17 protein-coding genes, 1 tRNA gene and 2 pseudogenes are annotated in these 22,790 nt (G+C 49.1%); 13 read left to right on the forward strand and 7 right to left on the reverse strand.

The annotated features are described in order from the left end of the window. From ACLBLI_RS00355 to glpG, 5 genes are all read left to right on the forward strand, one after another. Positions 1 to 2,475: a putative bifunctional diguanylate cyclase/phosphodiesterase gene (locus ACLBLI_RS00355; protein ID WP_414829214.1), complete on the forward strand. Its 2,475-nt coding sequence runs from the start codon at positions 1 to 3 to the stop codon at positions 2,473 to 2,475. 131 nt (positions 2,476 to 2,606) lie between these two features. Next, a complete protein-coding gene (gene kbl / locus ACLBLI_RS00360; protein WP_414829215.1) occupies positions 2,607 to 3,800 on the forward strand; it encodes a glycine C-acetyltransferase in 1,194 nt (397 codons plus the stop codon). Continuing rightward, positions 3,797 to 4,822 (forward strand): L-threonine 3-dehydrogenase, encoded by a 1,026-nt coding sequence (gene tdh / locus ACLBLI_RS00365; protein ID WP_414829216.1) that lies wholly within the window; start codon positions 3,797 to 3,799, stop codon positions 4,820 to 4,822. The genes kbl and tdh overlap by 4 nt, the downstream gene beginning before the upstream one ends. Before the next feature lie 2 nt (positions 4,823 to 4,824). Beyond that, on the forward strand, positions 4,825 to 5,142 hold the full coding sequence (glpE, locus tag ACLBLI_RS00370) for a thiosulfate sulfurtransferase GlpE (RefSeq protein ID WP_414829217.1): 318 nt from the start codon (positions 4,825 to 4,827) through the stop codon (positions 5,140 to 5,142). Next, a complete protein-coding gene (gene glpG, locus ACLBLI_RS00375) occupies positions 5,139 to 6,014 on the forward strand; it encodes a rhomboid family intramembrane serine protease GlpG (protein ID WP_414829218.1) in 876 nt (291 codons plus the stop codon). The genes glpE and glpG overlap by 4 nt, the downstream gene beginning before the upstream one ends. Here the strand turns inward: glpG and ACLBLI_RS00380 are convergent. After that, positions 6,011 to 6,430: a flagellar basal body-associated protein FliL gene (locus ACLBLI_RS00380; RefSeq protein ID WP_414829219.1), complete on the reverse strand. Its 420-nt coding sequence runs from the start codon at positions 6,428 to 6,430 to the stop codon at positions 6,011 to 6,013. The genes glpG and ACLBLI_RS00380 overlap by 4 nt on opposite strands. A 305-nt stretch (positions 6,431 to 6,735) precedes the next feature. Here ACLBLI_RS00380 and ACLBLI_RS00385 point away from each other — a divergent pair, with 305 nt between their 5' ends. Together ACLBLI_RS00385 and ubiA are read left to right on the forward strand one after the other, a co-directional pair. Continuing rightward, on the forward strand, positions 6,736 to 7,302 hold the full coding sequence (locus ACLBLI_RS00385; RefSeq protein ID WP_414829220.1) for a chorismate--pyruvate lyase family protein: 567 nt from the start codon (positions 6,736 to 6,738) through the stop codon (positions 7,300 to 7,302). Further along, on the forward strand, positions 7,274 to 8,161 hold the full coding sequence (gene ubiA / locus ACLBLI_RS00390; protein ID WP_414829221.1) for a 4-hydroxybenzoate octaprenyltransferase: 888 nt from the start codon (positions 7,274 to 7,276) through the stop codon (positions 8,159 to 8,161). The genes ACLBLI_RS00385 and ubiA overlap by 29 nt, the downstream gene beginning before the upstream one ends. Before the next feature lie 255 nt (positions 8,162 to 8,416). On the opposite strand, the gene ubiK is transcribed toward ubiA, so the two are convergent. Continuing rightward, positions 8,417 to 8,665, reverse strand: coding sequence for a ubiquinone biosynthesis accessory factor UbiK (ubiK, locus tag ACLBLI_RS00395; RefSeq protein ID WP_414829222.1), 249 nt, complete (start codon positions 8,663 to 8,665; stop codon positions 8,417 to 8,419). Between the two features lie 141 nt (positions 8,666 to 8,806). Here ubiK and rep point away from each other — a divergent pair, with 141 nt between their 5' ends. Further along, a complete protein-coding gene (rep, locus tag ACLBLI_RS00400; protein ID WP_414829223.1) occupies positions 8,807 to 10,819 on the forward strand; it encodes a DNA helicase Rep in 2,013 nt (670 codons plus the stop codon). A 193-nt stretch (positions 10,820 to 11,012) separates the two neighbouring features. Here the strand turns inward: rep and ACLBLI_RS00405 are convergent, their stop codons facing one another. Continuing rightward, positions 11,013 to 13,613, reverse strand: coding sequence for an EAL domain-containing protein (locus ACLBLI_RS00405; RefSeq protein ID WP_414829224.1), 2,601 nt, complete (start codon positions 13,611 to 13,613; stop codon positions 11,013 to 11,015). A gap of 111 nt (positions 13,614 to 13,724) precedes the next feature. Further along, positions 13,725 to 14,132: a c-type cytochrome gene (locus ACLBLI_RS00410; RefSeq protein ID WP_414829225.1), complete on the reverse strand. Its 408-nt coding sequence runs from the start codon at positions 14,130 to 14,132 to the stop codon at positions 13,725 to 13,727. Between the two features lie 328 nt (positions 14,133 to 14,460). Between ACLBLI_RS00410 and ACLBLI_RS00415 the strand changes: the two genes are divergently transcribed. Beyond that, positions 14,461 to 17,766, forward strand: a complete 3,306-nt coding sequence (locus tag ACLBLI_RS00415; RefSeq protein WP_414829226.1) for a PKD domain-containing protein — start codon at positions 14,461 to 14,463, stop codon at positions 17,764 to 17,766. Between the two features lie 76 nt (positions 17,767 to 17,842). Further along, positions 17,843 to 17,919, forward strand: a tRNA-Arg gene (locus ACLBLI_RS00420). A gap of 119 nt (positions 17,920 to 18,038) precedes the next feature. Here ACLBLI_RS00420 and ACLBLI_RS00425 read toward each other — a convergent pair. Continuing rightward, entirely contained in the window at positions 18,039 to 18,917 is an 879-nt protein-coding gene (locus tag ACLBLI_RS00425) for a nuclease-related domain-containing protein (protein ID WP_414829227.1), read from the reverse strand. Between the two features lie 259 nt (positions 18,918 to 19,176). Here ACLBLI_RS00425 and ACLBLI_RS00430 point away from each other — a divergent pair, with 259 nt between their 5' ends. Both ACLBLI_RS00430 and ACLBLI_RS00435 read left to right on the forward strand, forming a co-directional pair. Beyond that, positions 19,177 to 19,788, forward strand: a complete 612-nt coding sequence (locus ACLBLI_RS00430; protein WP_414829228.1) for a class I SAM-dependent methyltransferase — start codon at positions 19,177 to 19,179, stop codon at positions 19,786 to 19,788. Further along, a complete protein-coding gene (locus tag ACLBLI_RS00435; protein WP_414829229.1) occupies positions 19,781 to 20,914 on the forward strand; it encodes an HNH endonuclease in 1,134 nt (377 codons plus the stop codon). Before ACLBLI_RS00430 ends, ACLBLI_RS00435 begins: the two co-directional genes overlap by 8 nt. 234 nt (positions 20,915 to 21,148) lie before the next feature. Here ACLBLI_RS00435 and ACLBLI_RS00440 read toward each other — a convergent pair. After that, positions 21,149 to 21,238: pseudogene (locus ACLBLI_RS00440) on the reverse strand (SEC-C metal-binding domain-containing protein); the annotation flags it as partial. A 204-nt stretch (positions 21,239 to 21,442) separates the two neighbouring features. Continuing rightward, positions 21,443 to 21,862: pseudogene (locus ACLBLI_RS00445) on the reverse strand (UPF0149 family protein); the annotation flags it as partial. Positions 21,863 to 22,174: 312 nt separating this feature from the next. Between ACLBLI_RS00445 and ACLBLI_RS00450 the strand changes: the two are divergent. After that, positions 22,175 to 22,726 carry a YkvA family protein gene (locus tag ACLBLI_RS00450; protein WP_414829230.1) on the forward strand — a complete coding sequence of 184 codons (552 nt, stop codon included), beginning with the start codon at positions 22,175 to 22,177 and terminating at the stop codon, positions 22,724 to 22,726. Positions 22,727 to 22,790: the final 64 nt, after the last annotated feature.

Consider the following 22,790-nt stretch of genomic DNA (forward strand, 5'->3'; position numbering starts at 1 on the left):
ATGAAACCACGGTTATCGTTTACCACAAAAGTCATGATCATCTTGCTGTTGATGATGCTGACTGTGTCGGTTGTCATAACCGCAATTCTTATCCAGCAATCCGGGGAAACCATCAAACGCCAGCACTTTCGTGTTCAGGTAGAAAATGAGCGGCGTTACGAGCTGTTTACTCAGGAATTAAACGGCCGTGCCATCATCTGGCTGGAAGGGTTTACCAGCATGAGTACCATCGGACAGCAAACCCCGGCCAGCCTGGCTGAGACGCTGGAGGGTGCAAAAGACTATCTCCGGCTGAACCGGCAAATTAGAAATTTCTGGCTATATGACAGTGATTTACAGCTTTATTACGGTGAGAAAAGCGCACCAACCACGTTATTCTATCCCTATCTGGAAACCACGCAGCGCAACCTCACAACCCAGTTTTTACTGCATTGCGAAGAGCACTGTCAGCAATACCTGTTTGTGCCTGTTATGACCGACTCCGGGGCGATGCCTGTCATTGTGATATCTACAGGCTTGCAGGAGCTGTTATCCATGATGGGCCAGACGGTGGGCACCAAACTACTGGCCCTGGTGCAGCAGAGCGAGCCGGGCAGTGCGCTGCCACTGCGCTTTGTCAGTCAGCTGACTGACACCAATCAGCAGGAAATTGAGGCGGTTCTTGAAAAACTGGGGGCGGCTTATATTACTGAGCTGGTCGAGAAAGGCCATCAGGTCGATACCGGGAAGGGAAGTTACCTGTTGAACCTTATCCCGATGTCACCTGTGCGTGGAAAAGAAACCTTTATTTTGCTGGTGCAGGACATCTCCACTGACGTCGCGCGCGCCAAACGCTATGAAAAGCTGGTGGCAGGCAGTGCGGTAGCGCTGTTTACTTTGTTCTCTATTCTGATGTACCTGTTTCTAAACCAGTATCGGTATCGGTTGATGGACATCAGCCGCCGTCTGCCATTGCTGGCGCAACATCGCTATCAGGAGTTTCGGAACGCGACCGGTCAATCCGGTATGTGGCGTAAGCGTTTATTCAGCGACGAGCTGGATGTACTGGAGTCAACTGCTGAAGACCTGGCACGCCAGCTTGAAGATATTGATAGCCGCATGGCGCTTAACACTGCGCAGTTAGAAAAAATGGCAATGTTTGACGCCCTAACTGGCCTGCCAAACCGCAACATGCTTACCTATCAGGTTGAAAAGCAATTGGCTGCCGCCGCCCGCAGCGATGACATTGTAGCGCTGATGTTTCTCGATCTGGACGACTTTAAGAAAGTGAATGACAGTCACGGTCACGATGTCGGAGACAAACTCCTGAAAGCCGCTGCATTGCGTATATCTGCGCCTATCCGCGATACTGACATCGCCTCACGGTTTGGGGGTGATGAGTTCGTGGTGCTGTTGTCTCAGATAGATAACCGTGAACAGGTTGAAGTGGTTGCTAAAAAATTACTGAATGCGTTTTCTACGCCTATCGATGTCGAGGACAAACAGTTTTACATCACAGTGAGCATCGGTATTGCAATCACGCGGCAAGCGCAGTCCTCAGCTGTAGATCTGTTACGCCACGCAGATATCGCAATGTATGAAGCGAAGGCGCAGCAGGGCCCCTCGTTTCGAATTTACGATTCGACTATGAATCTTAAGGTGATGCGCAAGGTTGAGCTGGAAACCGAAGCGCGGATCGCGCTGCGCGATGATCAGTTTTATCTGGCTCTGCAACCTCAGCTGGAGCTTCGCACCCGCAAGCTGGTAGGCTTTGAAGCGTTACTTCGCTGGGATCATCCGGAAAAAGGGCCCATTGCACCCAATGACTTCATTCCGCTGCTGGAACACACCACGTTTATGCTGGAACTGGATTACTGGGTAATTGCGCGGGCTACTCGTCTGCTTCGGGAGATGGCGTCAAATGGCTTTGCTGATGTGAAAATGGCAATTAACTTATCGTCGGGACATTTTCTGGATCCGTCGCTGCCGGAATTTTTGCAACAGCAAATTTTAGAGCAGCGCATCGCGCCTTCTATGATAGAGCTGGAGCTTACCGAAAATGTGCTGGTGGCTGATATTACCAGGGCAACGCATGTAATGGAGCAGATTAAAGCCATGGGATGTCTGATCGCCATTGACGACTTTGGCACCGGGTATTCGTCACTAAGTTACTTAAAAGCGCTGCCAGCAGATTACATTAAGATTGATCAGTCTTTTATTGCTGGCATGGTAGATAGCCCTGATGATCGCTCAATTGTATACTCTACTATCACGATGGTGCGTAACATGGGCCTGAAGGTCATTGCCGAAGGCCTTGAAATTCCGGCACAGTATGAATTGTTATGTCACTTTAACTGCCATCAGGGGCAGGGTTACCTAATCAGCAAGCCTATTCCTGAGGCGGACCTATGGACTACACTAAACGAAAAGGTGGCCGGTGGCGTATGGACCGGTAACTTGCCCGTATTTGAGGCGTCCTCACTGGACTCTGACTGATCAGGATACGCGCAGGTGTGCGGTTTTATTTACACCGTCTGTCGCATAGCCTCCCCCGGCGAGCGGGTTAGGCTATACCCCAATTCACGCTTTCATTAAAATACGCGCTTTTAGCGAACCTGGAGACCAGCATGTCTGAGGCATTTATTGCACACCTGCAATCGCAGATTGCCAGCACGAAAGAAGAAGGGCTGTACAAAAAAGAGCGGGTAATTACCTCGCAACAGCAAGCTGACATTGATGTGAACAACGATCACGTTGTGAACTTCTGTGCAAATAATTACCTGGGACTGGCTAATCATCCCGACCTCATCACTGCGGCGAAAGACGGCCTGGACAGCCACGGCTTTGGCATGGCGTCGGTGCGCTTTATTTGCGGAACGCAGGACATTCACAAACAGCTGGAAGGCAAAATCAGTGAGTTCCTGGGCACGGAAGACACCATTTTGTATCCGTCATGCTTTGACGCCAACGGCGGCTTGTTTGAAACGTTATTAGGCCCGGAAGACGCCATTATCTCTGATGCCCTTAACCACGCCAGCATCATCGACGGCGTGCGTTTGTGTAAAGCCAAACGCTACCGCTACGCCAATAACGACATGGAAGCGCTGGAAGACCAGTTAAAGCAAGCCGACGCAGACGGTGCACGGTTTAAGGTTATCGCCACAGACGGCGTGTTCTCGATGGACGGCGTGATTGCGGATTTGAAAAGTATTTGCGATCTGGCCGATAAATACGATGCGCTGGTGATGGTTGATGACTGTCACGCCACTGGCTTTCTTGGCGATAACGGCCGCGGCAGCCATGAATACTGTGATGTGATGGGCCGGGTAGACATTATCACCGGTACATTGGGTAAAGCCCTGGGCGGGGCGTCAGGGGGATATACGTCGGGCAAAAAAGAAGTCGTGGAGTGGTTGCGTCAGCGCTCACGCCCGTACCTGTTCTCAAACTCCGTAGCGCCACCTATCGTATCTGCCTCACTGAAAGTATTCGATATGATGGCTGATGGCAGCGAGCTTCGCGACCAGTTATGGAAAAATTCAGCGCATTTCCGTAAGCGTATGGAAAAGGCCGGATTCACGCTGGCCGGTAAAGATCATCCCATTATCCCTGTGATGCTGGGCGATGCACGTCTTGCCAGCGACATGGCGGATAAGCTGCTGGAAAAAGGCATTTATGTGATTGGTTTCTCATACCCGGTTGTACCTAAGGGGCAGGCGCGTATTCGTACGCAGATGTCAGCCGGGCACAGTATTGAACACGTAGACCGTGCGGTAGACGCGTTTATTGAAGTGGGTCGCGAGTTAGGAGTGATTCAATGAAGTCGTTAGTAAAAGCGCACAGCGAAAAAGGCATTTGGCTGGAAGACACGCCCAAGCCGGAAGTGGGTCATAACGATCTGCTGATAAAAATTCGCAAAACCGCCATTTGTGGCACGGACATGCATATTTACAACTGGGACGAGTGGGCACAGAATACCATTCCGGTTCCCATGGTTGTCGGTCATGAATACGTGGGTGAAGTGGTAGGCATGGGCGAAGAAGTCGCTGGCTTCAAGGTTGGCGACCGCGTGTCAGGCGAAGGTCACATCACCTGCGGTCACTGCCGTAACTGCCGCGCTGGGCGCCGTCATTTGTGTCGCAATGAGTCCGGTGTAGGGGTAAATCGTCCGGGCGCATTCGCTGAGTACCTGGTTATCCCGGCGTTCAACGCCTTCAAGATCCCGAATAACATCAGCGATGATCTGGCTTCTATTTTCGACCCATTCGGTAATGCGGTTCATACTGCACTGAGTTTTGATTTAGTGGGTGAGGACGTGCTAATCACCGGCGCAGGCCCTATCGGTATTATGGCTGCCGCCGTCGCAAGACACGTCGGTGCCCGACATGTTGTGATTACGGATGTTAACCCCTATCGCTTGGCGCTTGCCGAGAAAATGGGCGCAAGCCGGGCTGTCAATGTCAGTAACACCAACTTAAAAGACGTGATGAAAGAGTTGGGTATGACGGAAGGCTTTGATGTGGGCATGGAAATGTCCGGTGTGCCGTCAGCATTCCGCGATATGCTGAATAATATGAACAACGGTGGTAAAGTGGCAATGTTAGGTATTCCGCCGCAGGACGTAGCCATTAACTGGAATGAAGTGATCTTCAAAGGCCTTACCATAAAGGGGATTTACGGACGCGAAATGTTCGAAACCTGGTATAAAATGGCAAGCCTTATTCAAAGCGGACTGGACCTGACACCCATCATTACTCACCAGTTCTCGGTAGACGACTTTCAGAAAGGGTTCGATACCATGGGGTCCGGTGAGTCCGGCAAAGTTATTCTGGACTGGCAATAATAATGACCCAATTTTCACACATCACCGTGCAGGATGTCGCAGACAATAAAGACAGCTATGCCATTGTTGATATTCGCGATCCGCAGTCTTTCGCTAACGGTCACATGCCGGATGCGTTGCACTTAAGCAATGATAATCTGGCAACGTTTATCGAGAACACGCCGAAAGAAAAGCCTGTCGTGGTGGTTTGTTATCACGGCATTAGCAGCCAGCAGGCGGCGCAGGTGATTGCCGGGCAAGGCTTTGACACCGTCTATAGTATGGATGGTGGCTTTGAGGCCTGGCGGTTATCGCAGCCAGTGGTTAGTGATAACGCGTGAACACCCCGCTAATCGCATTTCGTCGGGAAGGGGCGGCTCACCTTCTGGCAAATTATCTTAAGAGTCAGGGCATTGGCGCGAAGGTTGAACGAACCAGCGCCGGTGACGAATATATGATTGTGCTGGCAAACGACGATGATGCGCTTCGTGCCAGAGATATCACCGAAGCCTTTCTCCGTAATCCGAACGATCCTAAGTATCAGCAGGCCGCGTGGCAGCATGGTCAGCAGGTAACGCTGACGCCTACCGGCAGCGGCATGAGTATTGCCAGCATGATGAAAAATGCCATGACATCGCCGATGACGGCAACTGTGCTGGTGATTTGCGTAGTAGTGTATGCCTTATCGCTGTTTGGCTTGTTTGCGCCTATTGCCAGCGAACTTATGATGCAGCCACTGTCTTTGCTAATGGAAAACCACGAGTGGTGGCGGGTGATTGGGCCGGCGTTTATTCATTTCTCTATCCTTCATATTGTGTTTAACCTGTTGTGGTGGGGCATGTTGGGGGCGCAAATCGAACGTACTCTGGGCGTCAGCATGCTGATGCTGGTATTTGTAATTTCCGCTATTACGTCAAATATTGGCCAGTCTTTCTTCACAGAACCGCTCCCAGGAGGCTTGTTGCCCTTTGGTGGTCTGTCAGGTGTGGTCTATGCGTTGATGGGCTTTGTGTGGTGGCTGGGCTGGCTTAAACCGCAATGGGGCCTGAGTATCCCCCGCGGAATTATCGGCTTTATGTTAGTGTGGCTGGTACTGGGTTATGCGGATGTACTGTGGGTGAATATGGCGAACGCCGCACACACGGTAGGGCTGATAACCGGTTGTGCTTTGGCTGCGATACTAAGTATTGGTGCTGATAAAAGGGCGGGTTAGCCGCCCTGATAGAGGTACTTGGTAAAGATTACGTCTCTTACCACTTCGCCACCGGTTTCCTGCTTCATATGCTCCTGAAGCGCTTTTAAGATGGCGCGACGAATATCTTCACGGCCGGTCAGCGATTTTACTTTCTCTTCCGGCTGACGGCCGAAAATTTCAATCGCCGTAGCACGCAGCAGCGGCATGTGATGCTCGGCAATCTCAAGCTGATCAACGTCATTAATCATCAACTCTACCGTAACCCGCACGTAACCCAGCTTTCTGGCTGTAGAGCCTACGTAATTGGTCACAATGTCAGGTTCGAGGCCAAGGTAGGCATAGTTTGGACGATCCTGAGCACTAACCAGTGACGTACCGGCGGCAGTTAAAAATAACGAAATTGCCAGGGATCGTAGCAGTAATCGAAATGTCATTTTGGTCAAGTCTGGTATCGCTTAATAACAACAGGGAATAAAGATGCCTATAGTGTAGCAAAATCATCCAGTCGCGCACTACTGCATTAGTCGAAGCCGGAACATTTACGAAAAATAAGCGCGTCACCTTCCACATCCACTCCTAAAGAATGCACCTTAGCCGTGCTTATCGTTGCTGGTGCAAACAGCGGCAGGACGGAGCAATGCGACGAAAAGATAGCAATAAGACGGGATAACAAGGACGACAGGGTGGGCGTAAAACCTGCTTCGGTGATAAGATATTCGCAGTTTTAAAAGCAGAGAATGTGTCGTTGAAAGTCTCTCCTGAATTTCCCGTTGGACTGGATGTTAACTGGGAGCCTTCTGACAAGGTAGCCTTGTCTGATCCTTACTTAAAAAACTGGCTGCTTGATACCGGTTCGTTAACAGAGCGGGTGCAGGCGTTGTGCCGTCATTTTTCGCTGGTAAAGCTGGGACAGGGGACAAAAGCGCTACATGCCAGTGAGACAGCGCTGCTAAATGCGACGGCCAACAGTGAATGGCAGGTACGAGAAGTATTATTGTGCGCTGATAACGAGCCCTGGGTATATGCGCGCTCGGTTATCCCGCAATCGCTGATAGATGACGAACTGGCTAACTTAGGTACCGAGCCTCTGGGGAAGCGGCTATTTAACGATCCGCGTTTTGCCCGCTCCGATTTCCACCTTTGTCAGGCAACGCCTGAGGCACTTTCCCGCCTGAATATGGATATCACCGATACACTGTGGGGGCGTCGCTCGTTGTTTTCTTTTCAGGAAAGCCGCATGATTGTGGCTGAAGTATTTTTGCCGGACGCACCGGCCTATGAATCGCGGTATCGCTATGGACGTTAAGCTGTCTTTCTCCAACATGCCCGGCTACGCGCGTTTGATGCGTCTGGATAAGCCGGTAGGTATTTATCTGCTGCTATGGCCTACCTTATGGGCGCTGGTGGTGGCATCGAACGGGCTTCCCTCGCTTTTCATTACCGCCGTGTTTGTTACCGGTGTGGTTATCATGCGTTCTGCCGGCTGTATTATAAACGACTATGCCGATCGCCATGTCGACGGTGACGTGAAACGCACATCGGCACGCCCACTGGTGAGTGGCGAAGTCTCCGAGAAAGAAGCGCTACAGTTGTTTGCGCTGCTTATTGGTATCTCGTTTGGTCTGGTACTAATGCTTAACTGGCAAACCATCGCAATGTCAGTAGCAGCGCTGATTCTGGCTTCAAGTTATCCGTTTATGAAGCGCTACACCCATTTGCCACAGGTGGTGTTGGGGGCCGCCTTCGGCTGGGCAATCCCCATGGCATTTACTGCAATCACCGAAACCGTTCCGGTGTGGGGATGGCTGCTATTCATGGCTAACCTGTGCTGGACGGTGGCGTATGACACCATGTATGCAATGGTCGACCGTGACGATGACGTGCGCATTGGCGTGAAGTCTACCGCGGTATTGTTTGGCCGTTTCGACAAAGCCATGATCGTGCTGTTACAGCTGGTAACCTTGCTGTTACTGTTGTCAGTGGGGGTGTTGATTGAGGCAACCTGGCCTTATTACCTGTCGCTTATAGTTACTGTTGTACTCTTTACCCATGCCTACACTCGTATCCGCCACCGAGAGCGCGAGGCGTGCTTCAAAGCGTTTATCGAAAGCCATTATGTGGGCATGGTGATAACTGCCGGGCTATTAGCGCACTACCTGTTGTAATTGCCGCGTAGTGGTGCAGCGGCGGCCAGGGAATTTATCAACTCTATAGCTAACGACAGCGCGCCGTGAACGCCGCAAAAGCCTCGCTGCCGCGCGCTGCTTGTACTTCGGTGTGTCAGACAGAATACGGCTTTGCGTGATAATCGCGAGGTGAGCCTTACGCGGGCAGGATGGTAACGCAAACCGTATATAGATGAACTACTGTGCGCCGCTGTCTGCTTCGGTATGCCGACTGACTAAGGCGCGCCAGCGACCTCAGCCTTTTTGCTGGTTTTCCAGTTCGGTGAGTCTGGCTTCCATAGCATCCAGCTTTTCGCGGGTGCGAATTAACACCTGGCTTTGAATATCAAACTCTTCGCGGGTAACCAGGTCCAGTTTTGATAGCTGCGACTGCAATACCTGCTTAATGCGACCTTCGGCTTCTTCTGCCATATTACGCACACCCGGCGGTACCGAGTCTGCAATTTGTTTTGCCAATTCTTCCAGTTTCTTCGGATCAAGCATGGTTTTTCCTTTATAATGCGCGTCGTCGACGAGGTTCCCATTCTATAGCGATACCATCGACATGCAATGAAAACCGCCACCTCTCCCTGGTTGCGTCTGGTGGCGCGTGTCATCCAACAAGATGCAGGTATCTGATTTTCCATGAAGCTGAATGATGCACAACAATCTGCTGTGACTTTTGTCTCCGGGCCTTGTCTGGTGCTGGCCGGTGCCGGTAGTGGAAAAACCCGGGTGATCACCAATAAAATTGCGCATCTGGTTCGAAACTGCGATATGCCGGCACGCTACATTGCAGCGGTGACGTTCACCAACAAAGCGGCCCGCGAGATGAAAGAACGGGTTGCACAAACCTTAGGGAAAAAAGAAGCGCGCGGCCTGAAAGTCTCCACCTTTCACACCCTGGGGCTGAATATCATTAAATCGCATGTGAAAGACTTAGGCTTAAAGCCCGGCTTCTCGCTGTTTGATGACAAAGATTCGCTGGCGCTGTTAACCGACCTCACCGAAGACACCTTAGATGGCGACAAAGACCAGCTCTCGCTACTGCAAAGCTGCATCTCGAACTGGAAAAACGATTTATTACTGCCAGATCAATTATTGCGTACGGCAACCAGTACCGGCGAGAAAGAATTCGCCGAGGCGTACCGTCAGTATCAAAACCATTTAAAGGCCTATAATGCGCTGGATTTCGATGATCTTATTCTGCTGCCCACGCTGCTGTTAAAACACAACGAACAAGCGCGGATGAAGTGGCAAAGTAAAATTCGCTACCTGCTGGTGGATGAATACCAGGACACCAACACCAGTCAGTACGAACTGGTGAAGCTGATGGTAGGCGAGCGTGCCCGCTTTACGGTGGTGGGTGATGATGATCAGTCAATTTATTCCTGGCGTGGCGCCAAGCCGCAGAACCTGAACTTACTTCAGCAGGATTTCCCGCGCCTGAATGTCATCAAGCTGCAGCAGAATTACCGATCCTCAGGACGCATTCTGCACTGCGCAAATATACTCATTCAGAACAATCCGCACCTGTTCGACAAGACGCTGTTTTCTGAACTTCAGTACGGCGAGCCCCTGAAAGTGGTGGTGGCGAAAAACGAAGAGCACGAGGCCGAGCGCGTGGTCGCAGAGCTCATTGCACATAAGTTTATGAATCGCACTAATTTTAAAGACTATGCAATCTTGTATCGTGGAAACCACCAGAGCCGGCTGTTCGAGAAGCTGTTAATGAGTAACCGCATCCCTTACAAAATAAGCGGCGGCATGTCGTTTTTCGGTCGCAGCGAGGTGAAAGACATCATGGCGTACTTGCGTCTGATGGTGAACCAGGATGACGATAACGCGCTGCTTCGCATTATCAACACACCTAACCGCGGTATCGGTCGCGCCACGCTGGAAAAACTGGGAAATTTCGCCAATCACCTTGGCAAGTCAATGTTTGAAGCCGCGTGTCACGATGCGCTGTCGGGTGTACTTTCAGGCAATGCCTATCAACGGGTAGCCGGGTTTGCGCGCTGGATAGTTGAGTTGTCTGATAATGCTGCCAGAGGTGATACCACCGCAGCGTTGCGCTCGATGATCAAGTCGATGAGCTACGAAGAGTGGCTGTACGAACACAGCCCCAGTCCGAAAGCGGCAGAAATGGCCATGGCGAACGTCAGTACCCTGTTTGGTTGGGTTACAGACATGCTGGAGGGTAACGAGCTGGATGCGCCCATGACGCTGGTGGAAGTGGTAAACCGGCTGATTTTACGAGACATGATGGAGCGTGGCGAAGAGGAAGGCGATGCCGACCAGGTACAACTGATGACATTGCATGCGTCAAAGGGGCTGGAGTTTCCCATCGTATTTCTGGTGGGTATGGAAGAAGGCCTGTTGCCACACCAAAGCAGTATTGATGAAGATAATGTGGATGAAGAGCGTCGTCTGGCGTATGTAGGCATCACACGCGCACAGCGCGAGCTTATTTTTACTCTTGCCAAAGAGCGTCGTCAGTTTGGCGAGATTATTCAGCCAGAGCCTAGTCGCTTTTTATACGAGCTACCCGCCGATGACGTGCAGTGGGAAAATCAAAAGCCGAAGGCCAGCCCGGAAGAGCGCCAGCAGAAGGGGCAGGCCAGTATTGCTAATCTGCGGGATATGCTGAAAAAGTAAGTGACTTGCTTGATATTCAGCCTTGCTGCGTTGCATATCCACGTCTTTTGCAATATGCATGCGATACTGGTGTCGTGCACCGATGCCGTTAACAGGTGAGAAGCGCGCGTCAGAAAGAAATAGAAGAATGGCTAATCCCAAACAAGACGCAGCCATTATCAGCATGGTGTGACACAAAGAGGATGAAGGCCTCTCAGCCTGCCAGCTGTTTGATATCCAGTGGCCGTGCTTCGCTTAGCACCTTTCCTTGCGCGTAATTACAGTCAATTTCCGTCAACGCCTCTAACTGCGCACGCGCATCCACACCTTCAGCAATTACCTTAAAGCGCAGGTGTTCGGAAATCAGCATTACCGACTGAATGAGTTTTAAGTTACGTTGTGAGCGCGGAAGCGATTTCACAAAACGGTGATCGATCTTAATGAAGTCGAAAGGGTAGGCGAACAGGTAACTTAGTGAGGCCAGGCCACTACCAAAGTTATCCAGCACCAGCGTAATGCCGGCACGCTTAAGTTTCTTAATGGCCGGCAGAATATATTGAGAGCGGCGGTTTAAGTCGTTTTCATCAAACTCAAACACCAGCTCGTTGGCAGAAATGCCGGAGTCATCAATGATGCGGATAATTTTGTTAACCAGCGACGATTGCAATAAGTGGTTAATCGATACGTTAACCGCAATATGGCTTGGCTTATCACTGTCACTGCGCCAGCTGTTTAACAGATCACAGGCTTTACGAAGCTGGAATAAGTCCAGATCTAACGTCAGGCCACCCTGTTCTGCCACCTGGCGGAATTGTTCGCGGGCCACCTTGCCGTATGTTGGATGCTCCCAACGTACGTACATTTCATGATATAGCGCTTCGTCAGTACGAAGATCGATAACCGGTTGCAAGTAACACTCAAATTCTTCTTCACGCAGCGCGCGGCGGAACTCGTTTTCCAATTCAAGCTCTTCCAGCAGACGGTCGCGCATACTTTTGTCAAACATCACAAAGCGGCCACGGCCCAGTGTTTTTGCCTGATACATCGCGGCATCGGCATCGCGCAGCACTTCATCGGCGCCGCGATAATAACCTTCAAGATGAGCGATACCGATACTGGCGCCTGAGTACATTTCTTTGCCTTCCAGCACGAACGGCTCAGAAATACATTCAATGATACGTGAGGCGACATCTTCAACGTCAGCAACGTCTTCAAAGTTATCCAGCAGTACCACGAACTCGTCACCGCCTAAGCGGGCCAGTAAATCATGGCCGCGAATACACAGCGAAATACGCTTGGCGACTTCAACCAGAAACTCATCGCCGGCAAAGTGGCCGAGGGTATCGTTAATCACTTTAAAGCGATCCAGGTCGATAAACAGTACCGCAAACAGGTTTTCCGGATAGCGCTGCTTGTTTGCAATGGCCAGCTCAAGGCGGCTGGTAAACATAGCGCGGTTCGGTAAATCGGTCAGTGAATCGTGATGGGCATCGTGTATAAGCTTCAGCTCGATTTCTTTTCTTTCTTCAATTTGCTGCTTAAGGAACTGATTGGCTTTATCAAGCTCGGTGGTGCGCTCTTTCACACGCTCTTCCAGCTCTACATTGTAGCGCTGAATGGCCTCGGTGCTTCGCTTGCGCTCCATGGCTACCGCAATATGATGCGATACAAAGCGCAGTAGCTCCAGATCCCGTGCGGTATATTTGGCGTGCTTACCGTAAGTTTGCACGGCAATAACACCGGATATTTCACCATCGACCACCAGTGGCGAGCCCAGCCACGAGTTAGCGCTGTTCAGCATATTCTGAGCAACCGACACATCCAGTTCGCCGGCTTCAGCCAATTCCAGCACGCGCGGCGGGTTAATCAGCTCGGCTTGCCCGGTGCGAAGGACAAATTCGGTGAGTCCTAAACCCAGCGGGCGCTTTTGGGCTTTGTCATCCTGTGAATCGCTGAAATAGGGGAACTCAAGGTTTTCGCGGCTATCATCAAGGGTGGCAATGAAACAGTTGGGAGCGCTGATAAGGCGGGCCAGGATATCGTGAAGGCTGGAGTAGAAAATACTCATGTCGCCTTCCAGGTTTGCTGCCAGCTCGGAAATTTCAAACAATGCCTGCTGCAGCGATTCTACCTTCTGACGCTCGAGGATCTCTTCCTGCAAGTCGTCATTAATTTTGCGCAGCTGCCGGGTACGCTCCCGAATAGTGCGCTCGGTAAGTTCGCGACTTTTTACGCGATCTACCGTGGTCACAATGTGCTGCGACACGAACAGCAGTACTTCTAGATCTTCATGGGTGTAACTGACGTCTTCGTCGTAAGTTTGCACCACCATGGCGCCAATGACCTGGGTTCCGCGCTTAAGGGGCACACCTAACAACTGGTGAGGCTGAGAGCCGAACAGCTGAACGCCGGTGGACTTCTGAAAGTCTTTTTCTTCTTCTTTCTTGAAGAATATATGGTTGCCGGTACGAAGTATGTGGCCGGTAATGCCATCCATAATTTGCTCAACCGGCACCTGTTTAACGGTTTGTTCGTCAAACTCGTCAACAAAGTAAGCAAAATCGATCAGGTTGGCGTCGCGCTCGTAAAACGCAACAAAGAAATTATCTGCGTTCATAAAGTCGGCAATAATTTCGTGAATGGCAGAGTAGAGGCGGTTAAGGTGACTAACCGAGCTGGCTAGTTCAGAAATGTCAAAAAGCGCCTTCTGAACTCGTTCAGCGCGCTTATATTTATCAGTAAGTTGTTGCAACTGAGGAATGAGCTCGCGTAACTCTTCTTCCGATAGCTCTAGCTGCGTTGAATCTGATGACATTCCGGTAGCCAATTAGAATAATAATAGTAGATGACTGTTAATCCACTAAAGCTACCTGATTTGATGCAAAAACGCTACTTTTTGCATCAATTAGGATGATAAAGAAGGGAATTAGATCCCTTCGATCATGTATTCAATAGCCGCTTTAATCTCTTCATCGCTACATGCGCCGCAGGTACCGCGCGGAGGCATAGCGTTGATACCATTAAGCGCATTTTCCCAGATGCCATCCAAGCCACGCTCGTCAAGACGAGGTTGCCAGTCGGCAGCAACGTGAAGTTTTGGCGCGCCCAATACCCCCGAGCCATGACAAGCTACACAAGCCTGGTTATAAACATCTTCACCTGACTTTGCACCGCCGCCACCGGCTGCAGCACCTTCAGCGGCTGCACCTGAAACGTGTACTTCGCCAACCGGCTTGATACGCTCGGCAATGGCATCATCAGACATTTCCTGCGCCTGAACTGCGAATACGGTCAGCGCCGTAGCCATCATTGTTAACCAGGTTTTCACTTTCACATCTGTCTCCAGGCAATCTTGAGAATTCGTTAGCAGGCCAGATTATAACGGTAAATCTGTTGTGGACAACTCTTTGACTCTAAATACGTACAAAAAATACGGTTAAAAATCAGTAATACCGCCACAGACTCTGCCAGCAAAGACATAAAATTTGTACAGGTGATGTCATATTTAAAGTTCAAAAATAACCCTATTTGACGAAACTGTGGTTTAATTGCTCCTGAAAAAGCATTAGACGCAGGGAAGTGTCCAAATTTTGCATGCCCTGTCGTCTTTAATAAATAATAATATTCTAACTGACAGCAACTGTCAGAGGCGAGGAACAGGGATGTTTAAAGTAACTAAACTCATCCAACTCGGTGTCTGTGTTTGTGCAGCATCTGTAATATCTGCGTGTGGTGGCTCATCTGGCTCCGACACTTCTACCCAAACTAATCGCGCTCCCACAGCCTCTGTGTCGGGCGATACATTGGTAAATCCTGCGGCAAGTGTCAGCTTGAACGGCAGTGGTTCCAGTGACAGCGACGGTACCATCTCAACCTATTCCTGGACGCAGCTGTCTGGCCCAACAGTCGACATCGCAGATTCCTCAGCCAGCCAGATTACATTCATTGCGCCTGAAACGCAGGGCGCGACATTAGAATTCGAGCTAACTGTAACCGACGATGACGGCGCAAGCCGCAGCGACTCCATAGCCATCACCGTAAATAGCGCGCCTGAAGTAAGCGTCAGCGGAGACATGCAGGGGCTGGAAGAAAGCGTTCTGCACTTCGAAAGCGCTGTGTCCGACGCAGATGAAAACGTGACGACGTATGCCTGGACACAAACTTCCGGACCGGCCGCTTCTATTGCATCAGCCAGTGGCGAAGAAACGGACATCACCTTGCCTTTGGTTAGTGAAGATACTGAAATTACTTTTCAACTGTTGGTGACCGATGAGCTTGGCTTGTCATCCGCTGCAACATTCACGGTGACGGTGGGCGATATTTTTGTGAACACCCCACCGGACGCTGTCATCTCTGGCGATACGTTATTAAATCCAGGGGCTGATGTGGCATTTGATGGTTCAGATTCTACGGATGTGGACGGTGCTATTGCCAGCTATGCCTGGACGCAGACTGCAGGCCCGGCAGTGGAGCTGACAAATGCCGATCAGACCGTAGTTAGTTTCACAGCGCCAGACGAGCAGGGCGCTGTTGTAGAACTTACTCTTACCGTGACCGATGAGTATGACGATAGCGATACCGCTTCTATCAGCGCCACTATTAATAGTGCGCCGGTTATCAGTATCAGTGGCCCATCTGAGGCTGTTGAAACCACCACTATTGCCTTAGACGGTGCTGCAACTTCAGATGCTGACGATAATATAGTTAGTTACCAGTGGACACAGGAATCCGGGCCGCAAGTGACTATTGGTTCGCCTACCAGCTCATCAACGTCGCTAACCTTACCGGTTGTTGAAGACGATACCGTGGCGCAGTTTGCATTGGGCGTAGTGGATGCACTGGGCCTTGCCAGTTCAAAAACAGTGAATGTAACCATTCTTGCTAACGAGCCGCCGGAAGTGACCCTGGCTTTCCCTCCCCAGCGTGGCCGTTTTTATGACGATACACTGCGTATTCGCGGTGGTATTACGGATGACCGCAATCTTGAACTTGCCGAAGTTACCGTAGAAGCCAATAACACCGAGTACGATGTAATCCGTGAGAGCGATGAAAGTTACAGTGCCTCTGTGCCTGTATCGATTTCAGACAGCGAGCTTACTGTGAATGTATCGGCTACGGATAATATTGGCGAAACGTCTGAGGTGGTTTCTTCTACGCTGAACATTGCAGTAACTATTGAGGAAGGCTTGCTGGCACTTGACTCGACGCAAAGCAACATCGCTTACATTGCATCGAAAACAAATAACAACTACCGCATCCTTGAATGGAACATGGCCGATAATGCGATGCGCGTGTTACATGAACCACAGACTGCGACCACGCCAGTCAGCGGCCAGTTGAAAGAAATGAAATACGACAGTAACAGCAACCGTTTGTTTATGCTGATGTTTGCTGACAGCAATGTATTCACAACGCTCTCACTGGATGACGGCAGCGTGTCTGAGCTTATTCCTGCAGGCGGAAGTGGCGTGGAAGTGAACCAGGTTGTGAGTTTCTCGCTTAGTGCTGATGGCAATACAGCATATCTGCTGGATGATGGATTAGATGCATTAATTGAAGCCGACATTAACAACGAGACAATGACAATCGTTTCTGACGATACTACCGGCACCGGCCTGGGCTTTGAGCTTTCTTACCAAAGTAACGTGTTTGTGCGCAATAATGGCAGCGTAGTGGTGTATGACGGTGAACTGCATCATGTGTATTCTGTAGATACTGCTACAGGCAACCGCACCATCGTTTCAAGCTCGGCTATGGATGTGGGTGCAGGCCCTGATATTAATTTCTGGCGGGCAACCTATAATTCAGATGAAGACACAATGGCTGGCCTTGGCTCTCAAAACCGGCTTTATTCAATAGATCTGAGCACAGGCGATCGTGAGCTGGTAGCAGCATTTAATGATGAGCTACAAGGCGCGGCTACCGATCTTTTATGGGATGCTGAGAATAGCCGTTACCTGACCAGTCTGTTCAGACCAGGTTCTAACTCTATTGACCGCTATACAGAAAATAAGATTGCCGCTTTAACCGCTGCTGGAAATATAAATGTGCTGTTTGAAGATAATGTCGGTACAGGTGACAAGCGAAGCATGAATGCTGATATTCATTATTCTGCTACGGACGGTACGCTGTATGGTATTTCTCAGGATTCACTGAGCGGCAACACGGATGCGCTGGTAGCATTTGATATCGCAACACTAACCACAACTGAGCTGGCATATGGTAGCGCCGAGCTGGACAGTGTCAGTCATATCGCAGTTCACCCGAATGGTGGAGACATTTACTTCACTAACGAGAGTGAGCGCGCGATTTATCGTTACGATATCGCGGCCGATACCACCACTAAGCTGACCGACGTCACCGACGGTACTAACCCTGATTTATTATTGCCAACAGATATGGCAATTAATGAATCGGGAAGTGATTTGTATTTGACGGTAACCGGCGCAACTGATGGCCCGGCATTAATTCAGGTAACGCTGTCGGATGCCAGCACTCGCATAGTTACAAATAACACCATTGGCACGAACAGCTCTCTGATAGCACCGAGATCACTATTAATTGCCGATGACGTTGCTTATGTTGGCAATAATGGCAATGGCGATACGGCAACGGTTAATTTGCAGGAAATTGATCTCAGCACAGGCGATACGGTTATTGCTACCGACAATAACAGCTTCCCGGGCTCGATTTTTATTAACAGCTTCGATGATTTGCTGTTAAGTGAAGACGGTGAAACGTTACTGGTTGTGAACAACGGCAGCATCGCCGCGGTGGAGCTGGCAACTGGTGAGAAAACATTGATTTCTGCCAACCTGCAAAACTTTGGAAAGGGTGAGTTGGTTAACTTCACAAAAATAGCAAAGGGAACATCTGCAAATACCGTGTTTGCGGTAGATAGTCTGAAAGGAGCTGTTTATCTGGTAAATACGATGAACGGCGACCGCGTGATGGTTCAACGCCAGTAACGCATTAACAGCGGCGGTTGTAGAAAATAGTGCTGGAAAATAACAGCAGAATCATTACAATCGCCGCTTCTACTCTGCACCCGTAGCTCAGCTGGATAGAGCGTTGCCCTCCGGAGGCAAAGGTCATAGGTTCGAATCCTATCGGGTGCGCCAGTTTCAAGGTGTATAGCTTTAAGCTGTTTCTCTTCTTATCAAACTAGCTGTTCCACCTAAGCCAGAAAGCAACTGACTCACCTGTCAAAGCGACACAGCGTGTGACAAGTCGCAAATGCTCACAGCTCGTCACTTCCCCTCATAGCTAGTTGCTCCAACTGATAGTTTATTCTTGAGAGTGATGAATCATCGTGCACAAAGCTTTTAGAAAACTTGTAGTACTTCGCTAGAGTTTTATGGCTCATCACCGGAACTGTAGGTTTTTGTTTATATTCAATAAACCAACCGGGAATCACCACAACTGGGTTTGCTTTTATATCTGACCCTGTACTCTGAGTAAGCTCTTTGGACAACCAATTAGCCTGACGTGAGGCCTGTTCAATCGTATCCATATCCGTAAAGTGGGGAAATACCAACTTCTGGCTATCTACGAACAACTTGTGGGTGTCTTTAGAATGACGGATATTTGGTTTTCTTCTGCCCTTAGTTTCAATCGCCAGTACGCCTCCAGGATAAGTCAGTACATGGTCGATATTGAAATTTGGCCCCTGAATATCGTGAAAAATCCGAACATCTTTATCCACAATAGTTGCTAGCGCTTGGGACACGGCCCATTCGGCTTCTATTCCTAATCGGGTGTTTCTTAATTTAGAAAACGCTCTCGTTGCTCTTATAAGAGAATAAATAGCCATAAAAATAAGTAGAATTGAGTAGGTCCACCATTCTCCGATAGAGTCTTCAACGCCAGTTAAGCTAGCAATAGTCGGAATAGAAAAGGGTAGCTGAAAGTAAATCGTCGCTAAAAGAGCCCATGCAAGGATATCTAAAGTGTATTCCCGGTGTTGTTGTAACAAAGAAAAAGCGGGTATTCGCGCCATATTGGCGTATTCAAATGGGATACGAGATTTTCTTGTTAAAAACTTACCCATCACCGTTATTATCATCAGAAAAATGGCGAAAGGGGCCAGCGATAGAAATATGATGAAAAGTAGCGCCATAGTTGTCATCCTTGTTGGTAAGCTGGCTCTAAATTTCGAAAAATAAACCTGCGTAGAAACAGGCTAAATTTTCTAGATCAATAATTGAGCCATGCTCTTCTGTGAGCATATAATTAACTGCGTTATGAAGTATATCCTAGACGCTGTTTGCCCAATTATGTTTGTCGTTGGCAAGGTATCATGCCTTATACAATGAAGGATGTTGTGGTTATCTAAAAAGAAATGCTTTAGTTTTGGAGAGCGCCAGGGAGACGGTATCGTGAATAACAATCAAGACTTCTATTCGTTACATGCAGTAGCCTTGGCTGATGATTATGAGAGAGTGTCGTTTCCGGATGTCCACTCCAGCTGGTATGACATAGCCCCGAAAGAAGGAAGCGCGCTTGATATAGGGGCAGGCTCCGGCCGTGACGCTGCATTTCTCGCCTCGACAGGGCTAAAAGTGACTGCAGTCGAGCCTTCAGAAGGAATGCGACACTTAGCTAAAGAGCGCCATCAGAACGCTAGCATTGAATGGACAGCAGATAGTCTTCCCAGTTTGCGTAATGTCGTTGGTCTAAATAGGCAATTTGACCTCATTTTACTCAGCGCGGTGTGGATGCACATTCACCCCAGTGATCGTTTAGCATCTCTTCAGGTTCTAGCAGACTTAATTAAAAGTAGCGGGCTTATAGTGCTCACACTTCGGCACGGCCTTTTTACAGATAATCGATCGGCATTTTCGGTTTCATTCGAGGAAGTAAGTACATTGGCTCGCGACGTGGGTTTGACAACAGAGCTACTTGCAGACAATAGTGAAGATAAATTAGGGAGAGCCAAAGTAACTTGGCAGACGGTGATACTTAGAAAGGACACATCAGGTAATGCTTGAAAGCTATTTGTCGGACTTTCAGAAGCTCAATGTAGATAGGTCTTCGGGTAGGGCCAAGCCTCATAAGGTTTGTATGCTTTATGCGGTGATGGACCTTATCGAAGAGGGCCGAATTACTGACAACAAGATTGTCTACAGCCCCGAACTGAAAGAGAGGTTCAGTCATTATTTTGATAAACTGAAATCAGAAAAAGACCGTTGCAATCCATACTTACCTTTTTATCATTTAAAAAGCTCTTCTTTTTGGCACTTACAGTTTCGAGAAATGTCCCGGCAACAACAGAGACATTCCATTAACGAAGCGTCTTTGAACAAATATGTGCTCTATGCTTATCTTGATAGCTCACTTTTCGAACTATTAAAAAACAAGGACTATAGTCAGGCGCTTAGAGAGCAGCTTGGTCGAAATCTTTCAGAGCTCGGCGAGCAATTCGTTCGGTGGGCGCAGGAGATCGGAAAGAAAGAAAAAACTGCTAAAAATTATTTGGGAGCGCTCCAAAACTCAATACCCAATTGGTCTACCGCTGAGGGGCAACCAATTCCGTCATTGTTTGAGATAAGTTCGTTATCTGAGTTTCGCCAAATCGCGACCAAACTCAAGCAGCTTGAAACATTTAAGCAAAAAGATAGCAAAGGTGGGCAAATGTACTCTGCAGCGCTGCGCGCTTACGAGAACTTTCTTGCCGACACAACGCAAGTTCAACTCCAGGAAGATATCGACGAAATTCTGCTGAATAAAACCAATAGTGAATCTGAGAAAGCGGCACTTGTTAAAGCGAGAATAGGCCAAGGCAAATATAGACAAGAACTCATCGACCATTGGAAGCAGTGCGCTTTAACTGGTTTTAAGAATCGAGATTTTTTAATTGCCTCTCATATCAAACCGTGGAGAGCGTCTAATCATGAAGAGCGGCTGGATAAATTCAACGGATTATTGCTTGTAGCAAATATCGATAAAGCTTTCGACAAAGCGTATATCACTTTTGAAGATAACGGCGCTATGTTGATCGCTGAAGAACTTGAGGAATATACAAAGTTAGGTATCGATCCATCGGCTAAAATTGCTTTAAGTCCTAAGCATCGCGAGTATATGGCTTACCATCGTGAGGTTTTGTTTCGACGTTAAGTTTGAGTGGGTGCGCCAGACATTGCCTAAGAAAGGCCAATCGCTCAATGCATCTGGAGACTATGGAAGCAAATTACCCACATCCGATATAACGGGATCATTTACATCAATGTCAGAAGCCGAATGAGTGACTCTTTGATTGCCGCGGGCATACTTCGTCCTTGGTATTTGTTGGGAGTATCCTTTCGGCACTAATTATTATTGATAAGCAATGGCGATTAATATCAGCCCGATTCAATTCAAGCAGCATTTCTTAAACTTTTTACCACTACCACAGGGGCACGGGTCGTTGCGCCCGATATCTTTTGCCTCGTTATAGTAAGGTACGTTAGCGCTTTCAAGTTCTTCTTCATAAATAGCTCTACCTAGCTGCCCGACCGCGCCGAGGCAGAAATCGATAGAGAAGGTTCCTGTCTCGTCTTCCTCAATTAGATTTATCAGGTCAGGAAGCTCCGCTGAGGTGCGTGCTTGTTCAGACATACACTGCATCATTAATATCATCGCCGTGCCCACAGCCACTGATTCCTCTGAGTCTTCGTCAGGTATGTAAGCATCCCACACCTCTTTTAACCATTCGTGTCCGGTTAAATAGCCCCGGGCAAAGCTTTGTAACTCTGGTGTCGGTTTCTTTTCTGCGTTCAGAGAGATTTGATGTGGTAGCGCAAAGCGTGCCTCCTGAATGAAAGTGTTCACACAATAGTTGTGCCAGGCCATGAGATGCTCAAATACCGCCACAGCCTGTTGTTCTGTCTCAAACTGCAGATCTTCAGCGTCATCTTGCCAAATCAGAGCCATCCATTCTGATGGCATGATTAATTCAGGAGCGGAGCAAACTGAGGTCACAAACCCCAGAAGTTCAGCAGGCTTTTTTAACCCACCGTTGTTGCTTAAAGGGCTGCATAACTGATCAAAAGCGGCATAATCGAAGCTCTCTGGTAGGTTGCTCACGGTTGCTCCTTCGTATATCGGTTCAGGTTCTTACCAGTCTACCCAAAGTGTGTAACGCAATCTAAGAGTTTGCACGTTAAGCAACGATGAAAAGAGTGCCACAGCACTAAGACGACGCTTTGCGCCGCTTCGAACCTCGATTACAAATCTTGCCCGTAAATTGCGGGCCTTTATCCCAAGCCGACGTTTCTACTTCGTCTGGATTTCAGGTTCAGGCCTTGCTCCAGAAACACCCAGTTACACCCAATAATTGACACCCTCCCCACGGTTGGTTACTTTTTACTCTACACAATGAGGAGAGTGAAAAACAACATGTCCATTTCTATAAGTTTTGAATTATCTGACAGTGACCTGGATCATTTCAGAGAAGTGATTAAGGCTGCAGCGCAGAACGCCAGCAAGTACACCGAAGACGAGATTCTCACCAAAGCCGCTGCCACGTGCAAGGAAATGGAGAATGCTGATTTGCCTTCCTTTGTGTCTGAGCGTGTGGAATCACTGGAAATGCTAATGGCTGCGGTTAAGGATGAAGAGTGGCAGATGCCGGCAGAGGAAAGGCAGGATATTCTGACGTCACTGGCGTATTTCGTAGACCCTGAAGATATGGTGCCCGATCATATTCCGGGCCTGGGCTACCTGGATGATGCCATTATGATTGAGCTGGTTATTCAGGACATGTCTTTGGATTTATCGGCTTATCGCGAGTTTTGCAGCTTCCGCAGTACGGAAGAGAAGCGTCGTGGTGAAGAAGCCAGAGTGGACCGCGAAAGCTGGTTGGCAGGAACGCGTAGTCAAATCCGTTCAAGCATGCGTAAAAAGCGCCAGTCAGGCACGCGTCGCCGGGTGTTTGGCCGCATTATGTAACACTGTGGGTGTTCCCACTAAGAATGCGCCAGAGGGCTCTCTGGCGCGGTTTAACGTCATTACA

The sequence above is a fragment of the Alteromonas sp. H39 genome (genome assembly GCF_047556435.1).
Lineage (GTDB): Bacteria > Pseudomonadota > Gammaproteobacteria > Enterobacterales > Alteromonadaceae > Alteromonas.

Excerpts from the sequence above, each read along its gene's own strand:
- ACLBLI_RS00355 (WP_414829214.1), top strand. The coding sequence starts at position 1 with ATGAAACCACGGTTATCGTTTACCACAAAAGTCATGATCATCTTGCTG.
- kbl (WP_414829215.1), top strand. The coding sequence starts at position 2,607 with ATGTCTGAGGCATTTATTGCACACCTGCAATCGCAGATTGCCAGCACG.
- tdh (WP_414829216.1), top strand. The coding sequence starts at position 3,797 with ATGAAGTCGTTAGTAAAAGCGCACAGCGAAAAAGGCATTTGGCTGGAA.
- glpE (WP_414829217.1), top strand. The coding sequence starts at position 4,825 with ATGACCCAATTTTCACACATCACCGTGCAGGATGTCGCAGACAATAAA.
- ACLBLI_RS00380 (WP_414829219.1), bottom strand. The coding sequence starts at position 6,430 with ATGACATTTCGATTACTGCTACGATCCCTGGCAATTTCGTTATTTTTA.
- ubiA (WP_414829221.1), top strand. The coding sequence starts at position 7,274 with ATGAATCGCGGTATCGCTATGGACGTTAAGCTGTCTTTCTCCAACATG.
- ubiK (WP_414829222.1), bottom strand. The coding sequence starts at position 8,665 with ATGCTTGATCCGAAGAAACTGGAAGAATTGGCAAAACAAATTGCAGAC.
- rep (WP_414829223.1), top strand. The coding sequence starts at position 8,807 with ATGAAGCTGAATGATGCACAACAATCTGCTGTGACTTTTGTCTCCGGG.
- ACLBLI_RS00405 (WP_414829224.1), bottom strand. The coding sequence starts at position 13,613 with ATGTCATCAGATTCAACGCAGCTAGAGCTATCGGAAGAAGAGTTACGC.
- ACLBLI_RS00415 (WP_414829226.1), top strand. The coding sequence starts at position 14,461 with ATGTTTAAAGTAACTAAACTCATCCAACTCGGTGTCTGTGTTTGTGCA.
- ACLBLI_RS00425 (WP_414829227.1), bottom strand. The coding sequence starts at position 18,917 with ATGGCGCTACTTTTCATCATATTTCTATCGCTGGCCCCTTTCGCCATT.
- ACLBLI_RS00435 (WP_414829229.1), top strand. The coding sequence starts at position 19,781 with ATGCTTGAAAGCTATTTGTCGGACTTTCAGAAGCTCAATGTAGATAGG.
- ACLBLI_RS00450 (WP_414829230.1), top strand. The coding sequence starts at position 22,175 with ATGTCCATTTCTATAAGTTTTGAATTATCTGACAGTGACCTGGATCAT.